We start from the raw sequence: 17,369 nt of genomic DNA, 5'->3' as shown, positions 1-17,369 counted from the left end.
GGTCGACGGTTCGATCCCGTCTAGCTCCACCACCATTTAAAAAGCCGACCTTAGGGTCGGCTTTTTGCTTTTCTCAAACGGTATCATCGATGCCGGGCTCTAGGTCTTCTCTCTCGGTGGGCTGACGCTCATGGGTATCTTCGCCACGATCCACGCTCCTAGTATCAGCAACCCGGCCACCAGATAAAAACCGGGATTGAAGCTTCCCGTCATATCTTTCAGCCAGCCGATCAGCAGCGGGCTGGCGGCAGACCCCAGATTCCCCGTGGCGTTGATTACGGCGATGCCAAGGGCGCGGGCGCGCAGGCTAATGGAGCGATCCGGGGTCGTCCAGAATATCGCCATCGCCGAAAATGCGCCGGCAGAGGCCATGATGACCCCCAGCAATTGCATCGCGCCGGTGGCGCCGTGTGCGGCCAGTATCCAGCCCGCGGCCGCGAAGAGGTAGGGCAGCAGCGTGTGGCGTTTACGCTCTTGCAGACGATCCGAACGTTTGCTCCACCAGATCATGGCGGCGATGGTGCATATATGCGGCACTGCGCTGAGGAGCCCGATGGCGATGTTGCTGCTGTCTTGATTGAAACTCTTAAGGATCAAGGGTGTCCAGACGCTGAGCGCGCTCAGCGTGTTGCACAGACAAAAATACGCAACCGTATACAGCATGACGGTTGGCGTAAGAACGTCGCGCCAGAGACCGCTTTCGGCATGCTGACGCTCGGGTTGCTCGCGGTTGAGGCGGTCTTTTTCCATCATGGCGCTCAGGCAGGTCTTATCCTCTTCGGTCAGCCACTTGGCTTTTGCCGGACTGTCGTCGAGATAGAACCACACGATCACGCCGAGCAGCACTGACGGCAAGCCTTCCAGCAGGAATAGCCATTGCCAGCCCTTCAGCGCCATCAAGCCATCCATGCTGAGGATATAGCCGGAAACCAACGAACCGAGAGCCATCGTCACCGGCATGGCGATCATGAATAGTGCGTTGGCGCGCGCACGATAATGGGCAGGAAACCAGTAGGTCAGATAAAGCAGCAAGCCAGGCAGAAAGCCCGCTTCGGCGATCCCCACCAGCATGCGCAGCGCATACAGGCTGTTGGGGCCGGTGGCGAACATCGTGGCGGTTGAAGCGATGCCCCAAATCACCATGATGATGGCAATCCAGCGTCGTGCGCCGATAATACCCAGCATAATGTTACTGGGAATGCCGAAAATAACGTACATCGCATAGAACAATGTGGTCGCCATGCCGAACATTGTGCTGGTCAGACCGAGATCCTGGCTCATCGTCAGCCCGGCGAAGCCGATGTTAATACGATCCAGAAAAGAGAAAACGAACAGAACGAACAGAAACAGCATCAACCTGCGGAATAATTTTTGGATTACCGCCTGTTCGTGGCGAGCTCGCTCGGCATCCCGATTTTGCGATGCCGGTGGCGAGTGCTGCGTTGGCTGGGCGGGGATATGAACGGTCATCGGGCATTCTCCTTGTTCGTCGGTATTGAAAGAGGGCGTCATTAGCCCGTTACGCCGCAGATACGTCTGAAACTCACGAGAGCGCTGTTTTACGGTGTGATTGTTATGCTCAATCCGCGGCGTTATCGCTGTTATAAGGAGAACCCTTTCCTGATGATATTTATTTTTACTTTTTTGATACAATTTTGTAACGCATGTGGTGTTTTATGAATCGATTTTGGGGTTGGCAGGCAGGCTGAAGGGGCGGCATTTTGCGGGGCGAGGTTTCACGTGAACCGCAGGTCGGTGTTTCAATAATCAAAAAAGCGGGGCTTGGTGTGAATGAAGGGCTTGCGGCTTGGGCGCGCTGTGCCCGTAACGACAGAGACCCGATATTCGGGCCTCTGAACGTAAATCCGGTTGGCGCTTAGCCCAGCACCAGACCCGCGATGGAAGCGGACAGGATGCTGACCAGCGTAGAGCCGTACACCAGCTTCAGGCCAAAGCGCGACACCACGTTGCCCTGGTGTTCGTTCAGGCCCTTGATCGCACCGGCCACGATGCCGATGGAGGAGAAGTTGGCGAAGGACACCAGGAACACCGACAGGATCCCCAGGCTGCGCGGCGACAGTTCGGCAGACACTTTCTGCAGCTCCATCATTGCCACGAACTCGTTGGAAACCAGCTTGGTGGCCATGATGCTGCCAACCTGCAGGGCTTCGTGTTTAGGAATCCCCATGATCCAGGCGAACGGATAGAAGAAGTAGCCGAGGATTTCCTGGAAGCTCAGGCCGAAGATGGCGCTGAACACACCGTTGAGCGCGGCGATCAGGGCGATGAAGCCGATCAGCATCGCGGCAACGATAATCGCTACTTTGAAGCCGGCCAGGATATATTCACCCAGCATTTCGAAGAAGCTCTGGCCTTCGTGCAGGTTGCCGAGGTGCAGCTCTTCTTCTTTATTGGTGTCGTACGGGTTGACCAGCGACAGCACGATAAAGGTGCTGAACATGTTCAATACCAGCGCCGCCACCACGAACTTGGCGTCCAGCATGGTCATGTAGGCGCCGACGATGGACATGGACACCGTAGACATCGCGGTCGCCGCCATGGTGTACATGCGCTTTTCCGACATCTTGCCTAGGATATCCTTGTAGGCGATGAAGTTTTCGGATTGGCCCAGGATCAGCGAGCTGACGGCGTTGAACGACTCCAGCTTGCCCATGCCGTTCACTTTCGACAGCACGGTACCGATAATACGGATGATGAACGGCAGCACCTTGATGTACTGCAGAATACCGATCAGCGCCGAAATGAAGACGATCGGGCACAGCACCTTCAGGAAGAAGAACGCCAGGCCTTTGTCGCCCATGCCGCCGAATACAAAATCAGTCCCTTGTCCCGCAAACCCGAGCAGTTTGTCAAACAGCGCGGCAAATCCTTTTACGAAGCCCAAACCCGCTTCCGAATGCAGGAAAAAGTAGGCCAGCAGTACTTCGATAACCAGTAGTTGAATAACATAGCGAATGCGGATGCTTTTACGATCGCGGCACACCAACAGGGCCAGGATCGCCACCACCACTATCGCCAACGCAAAGTGCGCAATATGGGACATGTTTGCTCCAAATTTGAGGCAGGCTGAATTTCGGCTGTCATTTTATGTAACGCTACGTTTAAAAACGAGACTTCTATTGCAAATATGGAAAATCATAGTGGGAGTTCTCCTAAAGTTTTGCGCAAAAGCATAAAAAATCAAGACGTTAAAGCAGCAATAGGAAATTCGTATTCTTGTGCTAACCTGTCTTTCAGGGGTATTGCAGCCCAAACCCCATCAGAAAAGCACGGAAATCGGCAAGCTCCGCGCTGAACCCTTCGATAAAACCGTTAATGTTGGCTATTGCAGAGATAAGTTTTACCACTATAAATGCGCTTGATAATTATTATCATTTATATAGAGTGGAGATAAACGTAATTTCAGTAAGGGTTCAACATATGCTGAACAGTCGCGTGGTTGAAACCACCTCCGGGCGCTCCGCCAGAAAAATCAAACTCTCGCTGATGGGGCCCGCCTTCATCGCCGCTATCGGCTATATCGATCCCGGTAACTTCGCCACCAACATCCAGGCCGGCGCCTCGTTCGGCTACAGCCTGCTGTGGGTGGTGGTCTGGGCCAACGTGATGGCGATGCTGATCCAGCTGTTGTCCGCCAAGCTGGGCATCGCCACCGGGAAAAACCTGGCCGAGCATATTCGCGATCGCTTTCCGCGGCCGGCGGTGTGGGCCTATTGGGTGCAGGCGGAGATCATCGCCATGGCGACCGATCTGGCCGAGTTTATCGGCGCGGCGATCGGCTTCAAGCTGCTGCTCGGCGTTTCCCTGTTGCAGGGCGCGGTGCTGACCGGCATCGCCACCTTTTTAATTCTGATGCTGCAAAAGCGCGGGCAAAAGCCGCTGGAGCTGGTGATTGGCGGCCTGCTGCTGTTCGTCGCCGCCGCTTATATCGTCGAGCTGGCGTTCTCCCAGCCGCAGCTCGCGCCGCTACTGAAAGGCATGGCGCTGCCCGATCTGCCTAACGGCGATGCGGTATTTCTGGCCGCCGGGGTATTGGGCGCCACCATCATGCCGCACGTGATCTATCTGCATTCGTCGCTGACCCAAGTCGGCGGTGAGCATGATAAGGCGGAGCGCTATGCCGCCACCAAAGTCGACGTCGCCGTCGCCATGACCATCGCCGGTTTCGTCAACCTGGCGATGATGGCCACTGCCGCCGCCGCGTTTCATTTCAGCGGCCACAGCGGCATCGCCGATCTCGACGTGGCCTATCTGACGCTGCAACCGCTGCTCGGGCAAGCTGCCGCCACCGTGTTTGGCCTGAGCCTGGTGGCCGCCGGTCTTTCTTCCACCGTGGTGGGTACGCTGGCGGGGCAGGTGGTGATGCAAGGGTTCGTGCATTTCCATATCCCGCTGTGGCTGCGCCGCGCGGTGACCATGCTGCCATCGTTTATCGTCATCATGCTGGGGATGGACGCCACGCGCATTCTGGTGCTGAGCCAGGTGCTGCTCAGCTTCGGCATTGCGCTGGCGCTGGTGCCGCTGCTGGCTTTCACCGGCAATCGGGCGCTGATGGGGGAGATGGTTAACGGCCCCGTGGTGCAAAACCTGGGCAAGCTGATCGTGTTGGTGGTGGTGGGGTTGAATGGTTACTTGCTGATCGGCAGTGTGCTGTAGGCGAAAACAGTGCGGGCCGGCGTTGCGCCGGCCCGTTGTCGTTAATCGCGGTCGTCATCGCCGTGGCGACGCCAGCGATCGCGATCGTGATCATGGTGGTGTTTTTTCTCTTTCTTCCAGTAATGCTTGTCGCAATGATGGTCGCATTTGTAATAGCGCCCGTCGCGCGAGTAGTAATATTTGCGCCAGTAGTCGCGGTCGCGCCAGCGATAGCCATCCCAGTAATAGCCGCGCGGGCTGCGATCGCCGAGATAGCGTCCCTGATGGCCTTGCCACCAGTCGCGATCGCGCCAGTCGTAACCGTCCCAGTAACGACCGCGATTGTCCTGATCGCCGATGCGCAATGAAACGCCCGGCATCAGATCGATGCTGAGCCCTTCGGCGTGAGCCTGCTGTACGGCGGGCAACACCGTCGCCGCCAAGATGGCAGCCAAGAGCAGAGGTTTAAACATGACTTCTCCTTTCCGCTTGCGCGGCCTGGCCGTTAATCACTTTATGAAGCGCGTTCATCAGTTTAAAAAGCGGCCTTATCGTTATTTTTGCTGCAATATCGGCATCATAGCGCCGGCGCGTAGGGTTGAATCTGAGAGCCACTCTGAAAACGGCGCCGCAGGCCGAGATTTGAGATTTTTCTGGGGGATCGCCGCTCGGTGGAGCGGCGGTGTTTGTAAGCGATTACAATAGGATTTGTTCGATCTGTACGAGCTCTTCTTCACTGAAGTGGCGATTGGCCAGCATGCCCACCGCGTCTTCTATCTGCGCATTCTTGCTGGCGCCGATCAGCACCGAGGTGATGCGATCGCCGCGCAGCACCCAGGCCAGCGCCATTTGCGACAGCTTCTGCCCGCGTTGCCGCGCCAGCGCATCGAGGCGGCGCACCTTGTCCAGCCGTTCGGCGGTCAGTTGCTCCGGCTGCAGGAAGCGGCTGCCGCTGGCGGCGCGGGAATCTTGCGGGATGCCGTGCAGGTAGCGGTCGGTCAGCAGGCCGCCCGCCAGCGGCGAGAAGGCGATCGACCCGACGCCATGCTCCGCCAATGTGCCCAGCAATCCCGCCTCCGGCGTGCGTTCCAACATAGAATACTTCGGCTGGTGGATCACGCACGGCGTGCCCAGCCGTTGCAGAATGTCGAATGCCTGCCGCGCGCGTTCGGCCGGGTAGTTAGACAGGCCGACATACAGCGCTTTGCCCTGGCGCACCAGCAGATCCAGCGCCGCCATGGTTTCTTCCAGCGGCGTGTCCGGATCCGGCCGGTGGTGATAAAAGATATCCACATACTCCAACCCCATGCGCTTCAGGCTCTGATCGAGGCTGGCGACCAGGTACTTTTTCGAGCCCCAATCGCCGTAGGGGCCGGGCCACATGGTGTAACCGGCTTTGGACGAGACGATCAGCTCATCGCGCCAGGCCCGCAGATCGCCGTTGAGAATGCGGCCAAAGTTTTCCTCGGCGGCACCGGGCGGCGGGCCGTAGTTGTTGGCCAGATCGAAATGGGTAATGCCGCGATCGAAGGCGCAGCGGATCAGGCCGCGGGCGTTGTCGTACAGCGTGGCGTCGCCGAAGTTGTGCCACAGCCCGAGCGAGACGGCGGGCAGCTTCAGCCCGCTGCGGCCGCAGCGCCGGTATTCCATATCTTGATAACGCGTAGGGGAGGCTTGGTAGGACATGGTTATCCTTGTCGGCGGGAGGGGAAGTGCTTTGAGTGTATACGCTTTCACACCGCGCTGCCGGGGGAGCGATCACAGCGCCGGCATGTAACGCCAGGTTGCCGATCGAGGCAGGAACGTTTGTTCGAAATTTGAACGGCATCTTCGATACTTAAGATAATCGCTCCAGCTGCAGACAGGTGATGATCATGACTCAGACCTATACGGTGGCCGATTATCTGCTCGATCGTCTGGCCCAAATCGGCATCCGTCATTTCTTCGGCGTGCCGGGGGATTACAACCTGCAATTCCTCGATCACGTTCTCGCTCATCCGCAAATCACCTGGGTAGGCTGCGCTAACGAGCTGAACGCCGCCTATGCCGCCGACGGCTACGCTCGCTGCAAACCGGCGGCGGCGCTGCTCACCACCTTTGGTGTGGGGGAGCTGAGCGCGTTGAATGGGGTGGCCGGCAGTTACGCCGAATACCTGCCGGTGATCCACGTGGTCGGCACGCCGGCGCAGCGCGCCCAGCGCGCCGGTGATTTGCTGCACCATTCGCTGGGGGATGGCGACTTTACCCACTTCGCCCGGATAGCCAAAGAGGTGACCGTCGCACAGGCCGACCTGACCGCCGACAACGCCGCCGTGGAGATAGACCGCCTGATCGGCGTCGCCTTGCTGGAGCATCGCCCGGTTTACCTGATGTTGCCCAGCGACGTCGCACAAGCGCCGCTGTCGGCCAAACCGGCGCCGCTGATGCTGCGTCAGGCCAAACTGTCGCGCAGCGCATTGCAGGCATTTATCGCCGCAGCGCGCGAAAAGCTGCTGCCGGCGCGGCGGGTATCGCTGCTGGCGGACTTCCTGGTCGATCGCTTCGGTGCCGAAGCGGCGCTGGACGAGTGGCTGCAGGCGGTCGACATTCCGCACGCTACGCTGCTGCTTGGCAAAGGCGTGCTGGATGAGAACCGAGCCGGGTTTGTCGGGACCTACTGCGGCGGCGCCAGCGATCCGGCGGTGAAACAGCTTATCGAAAACGCCGATGTGGTGATCAACGTCGGCGTGCGTTTGACCGACACCATTACCGCCGGTTTCACGCATCATTTGCCGGTGGAAAAATGCATCGACATTCAACCGTTCGAAGCCTGGGTCGGGCGGCAGCGCTTTAGCCGCATTCCGATGCGCGAGGCGGTGCAGGCGCTGCACCGCCTGAGCCTGTCGCTGGCGTCACGCTGGCCGTTGCCGCCGATCGTCCGCCCGACGCTGCCGGAAACCGATGGGGAAGGGCTGGATCAGCACGCCTTCTGGCGGCAGATACAGGATTTCCTGCGGCCCGGGGATATCGTGCTGGCCGATCAGGGCACCGCCTGTTTCGGCGCGGCGGCGTTGACGTTGCCGCGTGGCTGCCGCCTGATCGTGCAGGCGCTATGGGGATCGATCGGCTATACCCTGCCGGCGACGTTCGGCGTACAGACCGCCGAACCGCAGCGGCGGGCAATATTGCTGATCGGCGACGGCGCCGCGCAGCTGACCGTACAGGAACTGGGATCGATGCTGCGCGACGGGCTTAAGCCGGTGATCTTCGTGCTGAATAATCAGGGTTACACGATCGAGCGCGCGATCCACGGACCGGAGCAACGTTATAACGACATCGCGCGCTGGAACTGGACGCAGCTGCCGCCGGCGCTGGCCGGCGAGCGGCCGGTGAAGACGTTGCGGGTCAGCGATCCGGACGGACTGCGCCAGGCGCTACGCGAGGTCGCGGACGACGATCGGCTGGCCTTCATCGAAGTGATGCTGCCGAAGATGGACATGCCGGAACTGCTCGATACCGTCTCGCGCGCCATTCAGGCACGCAACGCCGCCGCTTAAGGCTGGGTATCGCCCAGCAGGCGATCCAGCATCCAGAACCCCGCCGGGCCCGGCGGGGTCAGTTTGGACCAGACCGCATCCACCGAAATCAGTTTTGGCCAGCCGCGCGGCCGCAGCTGGGTGAGTTTGCCGTGGCCGTATTGTTGCACCAGCCAGTGCGGCAGCACCGCCCAACCGAACCCCTGTTCCGCCATCTCCAGCAACAGCAGATAGCTGGGTGCCGACCAGACCAGGCCACCCTGTCTGGCCGCTTCGGCGCCGGTGTAGGTATTCAGGATCAGCTGGCGGATGCTGGACAGCTGCTCCGGCGTTGGCGCGGCGACCTGGGCCAGCGGGTGCTGATGGGCGACGAACAGCCCCATTCCGGTCTGCTCAGGCAGCCGGGAGAAGGCGATATCCGGCGGATAACTTTTTTGCACTTCCACCATGCCCAAATGCGCGCGGCCGCTTTGCAGCAGATCGATAACGTCGCCTTCCTCGGCGATCATCCATTCCAGCTCAATCTCCGGGTAGCGCTGTTCGAACAGCTGCATCAACCGATCGTGATGTTTGGGCTGGTAGGTATCGGAAAACACCATGCTCAGGCGCGGTTCAACCTCGCCCGCCAGCTGAATGCTCAGGGCATCGAGCCGTTCGCTGGCCGCGAGGATCGCCTGCACATGCCCCAGTACCTTGCGGCCGGCGGCGGTGAGCACCGGTTGGCGCGCGCTGCGATCGAACAGCGTCAGCGCCAGGTCGGCCTCCAGATTGGCGATGGCGGTGCTGACGGTGGATTGGCTTTTGCGCAGCTTGCGCGCGGCGGCGGAAAACGAGCCGAGGGCGGCGGCTTCGACAAACGCATGCAGCGCTTCCGGAGAATAGTGCATAACCTATCTACTTTATCGATGGAACCTATTTTTAACCTACCTGAAAAAACGATGATAATCACCTGGCTTTCGCAACAACTGTTGAAAAAAGGTGATGTATGCAACTGCAAAACAAGTCTCTCATTGAACGTATCGTCCACGCCGTCGGTTTCGAGGCCATCGCCGTGATGGTTTGCGCCCCGCTGGGCGCGTGGCTGCTGAACCGCTCAATGGTGCAGGTCGGTGCGTTGGCGGTGATGCTCTCCACCGTCGCGATGCTGTGGAACATGGTTTACAACACGGTGTTCGACCGCCTGTGGCCGGTCGGCCGGGTGGTGCGTAACCTGAAAGTGCGTGCGCTGCACGCCGTCGGCTTTGAAGCCGGTTTTATCCTGATCGGCGTGCCGATCGCCGCCTGGATGCTGAGCATCTCCTGGGCACAGGCGTTTATGCTGGAAATCGGTTTCTTCCTGTTCTTCCTGCCGTACACCATGGCCTATAACTGGCTGTACGACACGCTGCGCCAGCGCTGGTTCGAAGCGCGCCAGCCGATCAATTCCGGCGCCAAATAAGGCGTCGTCAGCCCGGCGATTCTCAGGTAAGGTCAGAGGATCGTCGGAAATGCTGAGGAACGAATGATGAAAGTGTTGGGCTTGCTGGGTGGTATGAGCTGGGAATCCACCATTCCTTATTACCGCACCATCAACGAGCAGGTAAAGGCGCGCCTCGGCGGGCTGCACTCGGCCAAAATCGTGCTCTACAGCGTCGATTTTCAGGAGGTTGAACGCTTGCAGCACCAGGGCGATTGGGGCGGCGCCAGCCGGCTGCTGGCCTCCGCCGCAGTGGCTTTGCGCGCCGCCGGCGCCGAAGCTATCGTGATCTGCACCAACACCATGCACAAGGTGGCGGAGGCGGTCGAGCAGGCCAGCGGCCTGCCGCTGATTCACATCGCCGATGCCACGGCGCTGCAGGTGCGGGAAAAAAACATTCGCCGCGTCGGGCTGCTGGGCACGCGTTTTACCATGGAGCAGACCTTCTATCGCGGCCGCCTGCAGGAATTGCACGGCATCGACGTGGTGACGCCGGTCAGCGCCGATCGCGACATCGTACACCGCATCATCTATGACGAACTGTGCCTGGGTAAAATTCGCGATGCCTCGCGCGACGAGTATCGCCGGATCATCAGCGATTTGGAGCAGCAGGGCGCGCAGGGGATTATTTTCGGCTGCACCGAAATAGGCTTGCTGGTGAGCGAGCGGGATGCGTCGGTGCCGGTGTTCGACACCGCCGCGATCCACGCCCGCGCCGCCGCGGCGTTCGCGTTGGCCTAATCGTCGTGCGGCGGCTGCCGGCGATTCACCAGCATCAGCGGTTTGCCCGCCAGCGCCAGCCAGGCGGGCAGCATCACGATGCACAAGACCGGCAGCAGGTGCAGATCCGGCACCACCGCTACCGCCATGAACAGGCTGAGCCAGCCGTCGCGCGTGACCACCAGCACCAGCCCCATGATGGCGCAGGAGACGGTGATCGCCGCCGGCACTGCGGGAACGTGCTGGTGCAGCATCAGCCCCAGCGCCACGCCGACGAACACCGCCGGGAAGATACGCCCGCCGCGAAAGCCGCTGGCGGCGGCGATCACCAGCGCCGCCAGCTTGGTCAGGGTAATGGTCAACAGCGCCGGCACCGAATAGCTGCCGTCTGCCGCGAGGCGCTTCATTTCATCCAGCCCTTTAAACAGGGTTATCTCTCCGCCCACCAGCGCCAGCAGGCCCAGCACAAAGCCCCCCAGCCCTAACATCAACACCGGGTTCTTCATCGAATGGAACAGGCGGTGAACGTGCGGGAAGCACCACAGGGCCACCATGCCGAGCGCGATGGCGATCAGCGCCACGATGGCGCCGCTGAAGATGTCCGACAGCCGCGTTACATCGTAGGCGTCGAGCTGCAGGGCGAAATTGGGCACGAAGAACATCTGGGTGGTGACCGCGCCGGCGGCGGCGGCAACCAGCGGGGCGAACAGCCTATCCCACAGCGGCGTTTCGTTGTTGCCCGCCAGGGTTTGCGAGAAGATCAGCGCGGCGGCGACCGGCGTGCCGAACATCGCGCCGATGGTGCCCGCAGCCGCCAGGATGATCCAGTCCATGCGCGGCACCTTCGGCAGCAGGCGCGCACCGGCGGCCGCTACCAGCGCGATATTGATGGCGGTGATCGGGTTCTCCGGCCCCAGGCTGACGCCGCCGGCCAGGCCGACGATCAGCGCCAACCCCAGTCCCGGCAGGGCGGAGAGCGGCAGGGGCATGCCGATCAGCGATTCCGTCGCCGGGTCCGGCCCGGCGTGGCCCGGCATATAGCGCACGATAAGGCCGACCGCCACGCCGGTCAGCGTCAGCATCGCGACCGGCCACCAGGGCGACTGGGCGCCCAGGCTCAGCGCATCGGGCAGCGTCACCCACAGTAATTGCTGCAGTGCGGCGGCAATTTTTATCACCAACAGCAGCACCAGACTGGAAGCGGAACCGATAATCAGCGCAGGCAAAGCAAAGGCCAACATGGCATTGGCGCGCGGATGCAGCATGGATAATCCCTTGTCGATGCCTCCCGGCAGGGCAGGGAGAGCGGGTGGTTGAGCAGTGGCCACAGCTTGCCAGACTATCGGCGCGCAGGCACGCATTGATATTGCCCGGCGTCGATGACGGTTAACAGTCGCCGGGGGGCGTTTTTTGCCGCAATTTGTTTCAAAACGCGGCGCCGCAGGCCAGCTGAAACGTTTTTTGTGATCCGGATCGCTATTGGGGTGCAGATCCGAGGCGGGTGATTGTTGTTTTTGCAGCAGGATTTTACAGTGTGGGCAGCTTTTTATTTTTCATTTTGCGGAGACGAAATCAATGACCTATGCCCTCGTAGGTGATGTTGGCGGCACCAATGCCCGCCTGGCGTTGTGCACTGTTGCGACGGGTGAGATTACCCAGGCGAAAACCTATTCCGGCCTGGAGTTCGACAGCCTGGAGGCGGTGATCCGCCAATACCTGAAAGCGTGCGATATCGAGGTGCAGGACGCCTGTATCGCGATCGCCTGCCCGGTGACCGAAGACTGGGTGGCGATGACCAACCACAGCTGGGCGTTCTCGATCAAAGAAATGAAGGCCAGCCTGGGGCTGAGCCATCTGGAAGTGATCAACGATTTCACCGCCGTCTCGATGGCGATCCCGATGCTCTCGTCGGACGACGTGCTGCAGTTTGGCGGCGGCGATGCGCAGCCGGGCAAACCGATTGCGGTGTATGGCGCCGGTACCGGGCTGGGCGTTGCTCACCTGGTGCACGTCGATCGCCGTTGGGTCAGCCTGCCGGGCGAGGGCGGCCATGTCGATTTCGCGCCGAACAGCGAAGAAGAGGACATCATTCTGGAGGTGCTGCGCGCGGAAGTGGGGCACGTTTCCGCCGAGCGTGTGCTGTCCGGGCCGGGCCTGGTCAATCTGTATCGCGCCATCGTCAAGGCGGACAACCGCCTGCCGGAGAAATGGGAGCCGAAGGACATCACCGAGCGGGCGCTGGCAGACAGCTGCATCGACTGCCGCCGCGCGCTGTCGCTGTTTTGCGTGATCATGGGGCGCTTCGGTGGCAACCTGGCGCTGAATCTGGGCACCTTCGGCGGCGTGTACATCGCCGGCGGCATCGTGCCGCGCTTTATGGAATTCTTCAAGGCCTCGGGCTTCCGCGCCGCTTTCGAAGACAAGGGGCGCTTCCGCGACTATGTGCGCGAAATCCCGGTGTTCATGATAACGCACGGCCAGCCGGGCCTGCTGGGTGCCGGTGCGCATCTGCGCCAGACGCTGGGCATGCACCTGTAAGCTCAGAAATGGGGCATAAAAAAGGGGCGCAACCCACAGGTTGCGCCCCTTGTCGTTTTCGCGGGGTATCAGGCTTTGGCCAGCTCCGCCGTTTGGGTGGTTTCTGCCGTTTCCGCTTCCACTGCCTTCGGCGCTTTGATGAACAGCGTAATCAGCAGAGAAGCGGCGGACAGAACGCCAATCACCATGAAGGTGGCGTGGAAGCCGCCGAAGTATTTGGCGACGAACGAACCGGCCAGCGCGCCCAGGCCGAAGCCCTGGTAGATGATGCCGTAGTTTTTGCTGTGGTTCTTCAGGCCGAAGAAGTCGCCGACAATCGCCGGGAACACGGTGATGTTGCCGCCGAAGCAGAAGGCTACCGCGCCGACGCAGATGAAGAACAGCGTGTGGTTCAGGGTCATGAAGCTCAGCGCGACAATCGCCAGCACGGTAACCAGCATGGTGAAGCTGATGACGCGCATACGGCCTACTTTATCGGACAGCGTACCCAGGATGATGCGGCCGGCGGTGTTGAAGATGGCGACGGCGGACACGGTGTTGGCGGCGGTGGCCAAATCCATCCCGGCCAGTTGAACGCCCATGTCTTTCACGATGCCGATAAGGTACAGACCGCTCATGCAGGCAGCGAAGAAGATGGTGAACAGCAGGTAGGCTTCTTTGGTGGCCAGCATCTGGCGCACGCTGAAGTCGTTGCCCAGACCGTTGGCGCCTTGCTGCGCGGCGTTGGTCGCCAGCACCGGCTCTTTCAGCAGCAGGGAACCGACGACGATCAGGCCCATCACGATGGCGCCCCAGTAGAAGAAGGCCCCGGAAACGCCGACGTCGGCGATCAGGGCGGCGTTGACGTATTTGAACAGCAGGCTGCCGCTGCCGAAGGCGCCGACGGAGATGCCGGAAATCAGGCCTTTGTTGGCCGGGAACCACTTAATCAGGTTGGACAGGGTGGAGATATAGGCGATACCGACCGCAAAGCCCACCACCACGCCGGCCAGCAGGTAGATCATGTCGAGCGAGCTGACGTGGGCGCTGGCGATCAGGCCCAGGCCGACCAGGATGCCGGAACACAGCGTCAGGTTGCGGATGCCGAAGCGCTCTTGCAGCTTGCCGGCGAACAGCGTGGCGAAGGCCAGGAAGAAGCTGGTGATGGAGAAGGTGGTGGCGACGTCCGCCAGTCCCCAGTGGAACTTGTCGACCAGCGGCTGGTTGAACAGGCTCCAGGTGTAGATGGTGCCCAGGCCCATCTGACAGATGATGGTGCCGAGAACGATTAAGCTGCGATTTGCCGGTTTGGTGTTCATGGCCGGTCTCCTTCCTGTGTGTGCGTTGCCGGGCGTGAGCCGCTGGCTGAAATTTGCGGGGTGAAGCTTTGTTCCCGCGGTATGGGCTTATTATATGGCCGGCCCACCCGGCGGGCGGCGGATCGGGAATGAGTTGCACGGCGGAAGGAATGAAATGCATGTTATGCGGCGTGAGCTGCCGTTTTTGCACCGAAAAGCGCGTGAAATGCCGTGGGTGGCACGTGATCTACATCAAAGATATCAACGATTTATTGTTAACTGCCGGTGAATGATTGTGGTGAAATTGTGAAGGATGCGTCTGAAAGGCGTAAATCGGCATTGCGCCTATAGAGCGGCGATGAGCGCGGGACTATGTTATCTGCGATCGGACGAGGTCCGCTCTGCAGGAGTCCATAAAATGAAAAAAACGCTGTTGTTACTGGCCGCGCTGCTGGCGCTGCCGCTGGCGAGCCAGGCCGACGTGTCCATCGGCGTGAACGTGCCGGGCCTGTCGTTGCATATCGGCGATCGCGACAATCGCGGCCACTACTGGGACGGCTATCGCTGGCGCGATCCGCGCTGGTGGGCCGATCACCACCGGTATGAACGCCCGCGCGGGTACTATTATGGCCCGCCGCCATGGGTGATTTACTACGGGCCGCCGCCGCGCGACTGGCGCGACCGGCCGCATTACCGCATGCCGCCACCGCCCGGCTATTACTACCGTCCGGGCCCGCGCTGGTAAGCGCTTACAGGCGCATCAGCTGGCGAAACTCTTTCACCTTGCTGCGGCTGACCGGCACTTCAAACTCAAGATCGCTCAGCCGCAGAATGTAGGTATTGTTGAACCAGGGCACGATCTCGCGGATCTTCGACAGGTTAACGCAGTAAGAGCGGTGGCAGCGGAAAAAATGTTCTTCCGGCAGCCGGCCATAAAACTCGGTGATGTTCATCGGCATCACGAACTCTTCCCGGCGGGTGTAGACCCGCGTCACCTTTTCATCGGCGGCGGCGTAGTAGATGTCGTTGATGTCGGTAACGATGATCCGCTCGTCTTTGATCAGGTTGATGCTGTGGCTGCCGCGGCTCGGTGCGCTGGTCGGTTCCGCCGCGCCGGCGGGGCGCTGATGCAGCGCCTCCAGCTTTTGCAGCATGGTGACGATGCGTGCCTCGTGATAGGGCTTGAGGATGTAGTCGAACGCCTCGATCTCGAACGCTTCCACCGCGTGCTCTTTATAGGCGGTGATGAACACGATCGAAGGGCGATGCGCGAACTTGCTGATGTTTTGCGCCAGCAGCACGCCGTCCAGCGACGGGATGTTGATGTCGAGGAAAATGGCGTCAACCTGATGGGTTTGCAGGTATTTCAGGACGTCGAGGCCGTCCTCGAAGCTGGCGACGATATCGATATTGCTGTGTTTCTTGATCAGGTAGCTGAGTTCTTCCTGCGCGAGGAATTCGTCTTCTACGATAATGGCTTTCATGAGGCCTCCCCGACCGGCGGCGCGCTCGCTTCCTGATGCAGCTTGCCGCCGTTTTTGCTGATGTAGAACGCGATTTCGGTGCCTGGCTCCAGGCGGTGGATATGCAGCCCTTCACCGTACAGCAGCGACACGCGGTGGTGCACGTTGAGCAGGCCGATATTGTGGCCCGGCATCTCGTTGCGCGCTACCCGATCGATGGTTTCCTGATTGATGCCGTGGCCGGTATCCTTCACCGAAATCTTCACCCGATCGCCCTGATCTTTCACCGCGATCACCACCACCCCTTTACCCTTGCAGGGCTGGATGCCGTGCACGATGGCGTTCTCCACCAGCGGCTGGATCAGCAGGCTCGGAATGCGCACCGAGACGTCGTCGTCGATGTCGTAAATCACCGTCAGCTTGGCGCCGAAGCGCGCCTGTTCGATGGCGATATAGTCCTGAATCTGATGCAGCTCCTTGCGGATATCGATCAGTTCGTCGTTCAGCTCCAGGTTGTAGCGCAGGTAGCGCGACAGGTTAATGATCAGTTGGCGCGCGGTGTCCGGATTCAGGCGGATAGAGGAAGAGATGGCGTTCAGCGCGTTGAACAGGAAGTGCGGGTTAATCTTGCTCTGCAGCGCGCGCATTTCGGCTTTATCTGCCATCTGGCGCAGATGCTCGATGCGGGACACTTCCATCTGCGTGGAGATGATCTGCGACAGCCCGACCGCCATCACCTTCAGCGTGTTGGTGATTTGGTGGGCGTGGCAGTAGTAAATTTTCAGCGCGCCGGTCACTTCGCCTTTTTCCCACAGCGGCACCACCAGCTGCGAATGGATCTGCGGCGCCGCCGGGTTTTCCAGGTTGTTCTTGATGATGATTTTGCCGTGGCGAATGCTTTCGCGGGTGACGCGGCTCAGCCCTTCGCGGCCGATCGGATAGGCTTCGCGCCCTACGCCCACGTAGGCCAGCACCTGATGGGTATCGGTGATCGCCACCGCGTCGGCGCGGATGTCCTGGCGGATGATATCGCAGATGGTGGCCAGCGATTCGCTGTTGATGTTGCGGAAATAGGGCAGCGTCTTGTGGGCGATATCCAGCGCCAGCTTGGCCTGGCGCGCGGCGATCACCTCTTTTTCATCCTCGACGCTTTGCACCAGCAGCACGATCAGGCCGATGCACACCGTGCCGAGGATCATCGGCAGGGCAATCTGCGACACGATGTCCAACCCAAGCTCGGTCGGCTTGGCCCACAGCACGATCAACAGCATGGTGAGGGATTCGCACAGCATGCCGCCGACGATGCCGGCGCGCCAGCGCTGCTCTTTTTTCACCTTGAGGTTGATGTAGCCGGCGCTGATGCCGGCGATGATGCTGGTGATAAGACAAGGCACCGAGGTGATGCCGCCGATGTCGATCAGATAGCGGTGCACCCCGGCGACAATGCCGGTGACGATCCCCACCCAGGGGCCGAACAGGATGCCGCCGGCCATAATGGCGATGACGCGCACGTTAACCAGCGATCCTTCGACGTTGATGCCGGAATAGGTGCTGAACAGCGCGAACAGCGAGAAAATCGCCGTGACGATGCCGAGCTCGAGCGGCGTATGGTCTTCTTTTTGCAGCAGTTGGCGGAACAGCCGGGTGCGGGTCAGGAAAAACAGACAGATCAACATCAGCGCGGCGCGATCAAACACCGCCAACAGCATTTCAAAAAAAGGGTGCACGACGGGTTCTCGCTGCG

15 protein-coding genes are annotated in these 17,369 nt (G+C 60.4%); 6 read left to right on the top strand and 9 right to left on the bottom strand.

The features are described 5' to 3' along the window. Window positions 1–99: 99 nt before the first annotated feature. Window positions 100–1,470 carry a 4-hydroxyphenylacetate permease gene (gene hpaX, locus HMPREF3138_RS08080; protein ID WP_038876585.1) on the bottom strand — a complete coding sequence of 457 codons (1,371 nt, stop codon included), beginning with the start codon at window positions 1,468–1,470 and terminating at the stop codon, window positions 100–102. A 406-nt stretch (window positions 1,471–1,876) separates the two neighbouring features. Continuing rightward, complete coding sequence (locus HMPREF3138_RS08075; RefSeq protein ID WP_004936373.1) at window positions 1,877–3,064, bottom strand: NupC/NupG family nucleoside CNT transporter; 1,188 nt, start codon at window positions 3,062–3,064, stop codon at window positions 1,877–1,879. Window positions 3,065–3,441: 377 nt separating this feature from the next. Here HMPREF3138_RS08075 and HMPREF3138_RS08070 point away from each other — a divergent pair, with 377 nt between their 5' ends. After that, entirely contained in the window at window positions 3,442–4,677 is a 1,236-nt protein-coding gene (locus HMPREF3138_RS08070; protein WP_038876583.1) for an Nramp family divalent metal transporter, read from the top strand. A gap of 41 nt (window positions 4,678–4,718) precedes the next feature. On the opposite strand, the gene HMPREF3138_RS08065 is transcribed toward HMPREF3138_RS08070, so the two are convergent. Both HMPREF3138_RS08065 and mgrA read right to left on the bottom strand, forming a co-directional pair. Then, on the bottom strand, window positions 4,719–5,129 hold the full coding sequence (locus tag HMPREF3138_RS08065; protein ID WP_047730148.1) for a DUF2502 domain-containing protein: 411 nt from the start codon (window positions 5,127–5,129) through the stop codon (window positions 4,719–4,721). A gap of 223 nt (window positions 5,130–5,352) precedes the next feature. Further along, window positions 5,353–6,342 (bottom strand): L-glyceraldehyde 3-phosphate reductase, encoded by a 990-nt coding sequence (gene mgrA, locus HMPREF3138_RS08060; protein WP_038876581.1) that lies wholly within the window; start codon window positions 6,340–6,342, stop codon window positions 5,353–5,355. 188 nt (window positions 6,343–6,530) lie between these two features. On the opposite strand from mgrA, the gene HMPREF3138_RS08055 reads away from it, so the two are divergent. Then, window positions 6,531–8,192 carry an alpha-keto acid decarboxylase family protein gene (locus HMPREF3138_RS08055; protein WP_038876631.1) on the top strand — a complete coding sequence of 554 codons (1,662 nt, stop codon included), beginning with the start codon at window positions 6,531–6,533 and terminating at the stop codon, window positions 8,190–8,192. On the opposite strand, the gene HMPREF3138_RS08050 is transcribed toward HMPREF3138_RS08055, so the two are convergent. Continuing rightward, a complete protein-coding gene (locus HMPREF3138_RS08050) occupies window positions 8,189–9,058 on the bottom strand; it encodes a LysR family transcriptional regulator (protein ID WP_038876579.1) in 870 nt (289 codons plus the stop codon). The two genes, HMPREF3138_RS08055 and HMPREF3138_RS08050, sit on opposite strands and share 4 nt — an antisense overlap. A 98-nt stretch (window positions 9,059–9,156) precedes the next feature. On the opposite strand from HMPREF3138_RS08050, the gene HMPREF3138_RS08045 reads away from it, so the two are divergent. Continuing rightward, on the top strand, window positions 9,157–9,609 hold the full coding sequence (locus HMPREF3138_RS08045) for a multidrug/biocide efflux PACE transporter (RefSeq protein WP_038876577.1): 453 nt from the start codon (window positions 9,157–9,159) through the stop codon (window positions 9,607–9,609). Between the two features lie 66 nt (window positions 9,610–9,675). After that, window positions 9,676–10,368 carry an aspartate/glutamate racemase family protein gene (locus HMPREF3138_RS08040; protein WP_038876575.1) on the top strand — a complete coding sequence of 231 codons (693 nt, stop codon included), beginning with the start codon at window positions 9,676–9,678 and terminating at the stop codon, window positions 10,366–10,368. Here the strand turns inward: HMPREF3138_RS08040 and HMPREF3138_RS08035 are convergent. Next, on the bottom strand, window positions 10,365–11,612 hold the full coding sequence (locus tag HMPREF3138_RS08035) for an ion channel protein (RefSeq protein WP_038876573.1): 1,248 nt from the start codon (window positions 11,610–11,612) through the stop codon (window positions 10,365–10,367). The two genes, HMPREF3138_RS08040 and HMPREF3138_RS08035, sit on opposite strands and share 4 nt — an antisense overlap. Window positions 11,613–11,922: 310 nt before the next feature. Between HMPREF3138_RS08035 and glk the strand changes: the two genes are divergently transcribed. After that, window positions 11,923–12,885 carry a glucokinase gene (gene glk, locus HMPREF3138_RS08030; RefSeq protein ID WP_038876571.1) on the top strand — a complete coding sequence of 321 codons (963 nt, stop codon included), beginning with the start codon at window positions 11,923–11,925 and terminating at the stop codon, window positions 12,883–12,885. A 68-nt stretch (window positions 12,886–12,953) separates the two neighbouring features. Here glk and HMPREF3138_RS08025 read toward each other — a convergent pair whose 3' ends face one another. Then, window positions 12,954–14,183, bottom strand: a complete 1,230-nt coding sequence (locus HMPREF3138_RS08025; protein WP_033635420.1) for an L-lactate MFS transporter — start codon at window positions 14,181–14,183, stop codon at window positions 12,954–12,956. A 397-nt stretch (window positions 14,184–14,580) separates the two neighbouring features. Between HMPREF3138_RS08025 and HMPREF3138_RS08020 the strand changes: the two genes are divergently transcribed. Further along, complete coding sequence (locus HMPREF3138_RS08020) at window positions 14,581–14,907, top strand: DUF2502 domain-containing protein (RefSeq protein ID WP_038876569.1); 327 nt, start codon at window positions 14,581–14,583, stop codon at window positions 14,905–14,907. A 4-nt stretch (window positions 14,908–14,911) separates the two neighbouring features. Here HMPREF3138_RS08020 and HMPREF3138_RS08015 read toward each other — a convergent pair whose 3' ends face one another. Next, entirely contained in the window at window positions 14,912–15,646 is a 735-nt protein-coding gene (locus HMPREF3138_RS08015; RefSeq protein ID WP_038876567.1) for a LytR/AlgR family response regulator transcription factor, read from the bottom strand. Then, a complete protein-coding gene (locus HMPREF3138_RS08010; RefSeq protein ID WP_038876564.1) occupies window positions 15,643–17,334 on the bottom strand; it encodes a sensor histidine kinase in 1,692 nt (563 codons plus the stop codon). Before HMPREF3138_RS08010 ends, HMPREF3138_RS08015 begins: the two co-directional genes overlap by 4 nt. Between the last annotated feature and the right edge of the window lie 35 nt (window positions 17,335–17,369).

The organism is Serratia sp. HMSC15F11 (assembly GCF_001808215.1).
GTDB classification, from domain to species: domain Bacteria; phylum Pseudomonadota; class Gammaproteobacteria; order Enterobacterales; family Enterobacteriaceae; genus Serratia; species Serratia nevei.
The sequence above is the reverse complement of the archived record's forward strand: the minus strand, read 5'-3'. Positions and strand labels throughout refer to the sequence as shown.